Raw genomic sequence first — 1,399 nt, forward strand, 5'->3', positions numbered from 1 at the left:
CCTTTAAAGGGACAGCTATCGCCTTGATCACCGCCGGACTGCTGTCGATGGCTTTCATGGGATTCCAGGGCCTGGTAAAACTGTGAGGTGTTTACTGTGACAATAGTCTATTCAGTTCTCTTTATGTCAGTACTAGGGGTAGGTGCAGGTATTTTTCTAGCGTTCGCTTCGGCAAAATTCGCCGTCAAGAAAGATCCACGAATAGCGCTTATCGAAGCTTCATTGCCTGGTGCTAATTGCGGTGCCTGCGGCTTCCCGGGATGCGCAGCCTTTGCCAAAGCTGTTGCTGAAGGTAAAGCCCCCATCGAAGGATGCATTCCAGGTAAACGCTCCGGTGTCCCTGAGAAGTTAAAACTCATTCTGGACACAGATATCGACAAACTCATCGCCTTGTTCGACGAAAATGAAGAGGATGCAGAAAAAACTCTCGAGAAGCTACTAGCTTCTTCAGGAAAAGCCGTCAAAGCCGCTCCACCAAAGATACAAAGGCCAACGCAAGAAGAAATCGATAGTTACAAGGAAAAACTCAAAGAAAATCCAAGGGCAGCTGTTATCTTCGCAGTCCTTCCCAACATCAACTGCGCCTTGTGCGGCTCGCCAGGATGTGCTGCCTTTGCCATTAAGGTTGCCAATAAAGACGAAGACATAGCGAAATGTGTTCCTGGAAAGCCACAGAATGTCTCGCAAAAGGTTGCCAAGATCATGGCTTTATCTGAAGCCGAACTTCAGAAGATCATCGAAGAGACATCAGGTGAACCGGCCGAGATAAAGAAGAAGTTTGCATCATGAAAAAAAGGCTGGCCATTCTTGGCTCAACCGGATCGATAGGATCACAAACACTCCAGATAGCAAATCGGATTGAGAATATTGAGATTGTGGCCATTTCTTGTGGCCACAATCTTTCTCTTTTTTCGAAGCAGCTTTCTGAATTTCATCCGCCCTTTGCCGCCTCACTAAAGAAAAGCGATAGCCTTACAGATTCCTTTCCCGCAACATTATTCTTCCACGGGGAAGAGGGAATCGAAAGAATGCTTGAGGAATCGAAACCCGATTATGTTTTGCTGGCTGTGAGCGGCGCCGCAGGTCTAAGATTCAGCCTAAAGGCCATCGAAGTCTGTCACAGGCTTTGCCTCGCCAATAAAGAATCTATTGTTTGTGGAGGAGATCTTCTCCTGAAAGAGTGTGCCAGAAAGGGCGTCGAACTGATTCCTGTCGACTCGGAGCACAGCGGCCTTTTTCAGCTCCTCGATGGTTCACGCCGACCGATAAGAATTATAATAACTGCTTCTGGCGGGGCATTAAGAGATTGGCCCTTAGAAAGGATACAAGATGCAACGATAAGAGATGTTTTGAGGCATCCCGTCTGGTCAATGGGAAACAGGATAACGATCGACAGTGC

The 1,399-nt window shown here is 47.5% G+C and carries 1 protein-coding gene and 2 pseudogenes; all 3 read left to right on the forward strand.

Going from position 1 to position 1,399, the window contains the following annotated elements:
- Positions 1-86: pseudogene (locus BG32_RS17020) on the forward strand (electron transport complex subunit RsxA); the annotation flags it as partial.
- A gap of 10 nt (positions 87-96) precedes the next feature.
- The gene (locus tag BG32_RS15460) at positions 97-789 is read left to right on the forward strand and encodes an RnfABCDGE type electron transport complex subunit B (RefSeq protein ID WP_014730986.1); all 693 of its coding nucleotides are present in this window, start codon (positions 97-99) and stop codon (positions 787-789) included.
- Positions 786-1,399, forward strand: a pseudogene (locus BG32_RS01890) (1-deoxy-D-xylulose-5-phosphate reductoisomerase); the annotation flags it as partial. The gene BG32_RS15460 and the pseudogene BG32_RS01890, both read left to right, overlap by 4 nt.

The organism is Mesotoga sp. HF07.pep.5.2.highcov (assembly GCF_003666285.1).
Taxonomy (GTDB): domain Bacteria; phylum Thermotogota; class Thermotogae; order Petrotogales; family Kosmotogaceae; genus Mesotoga; species Mesotoga prima.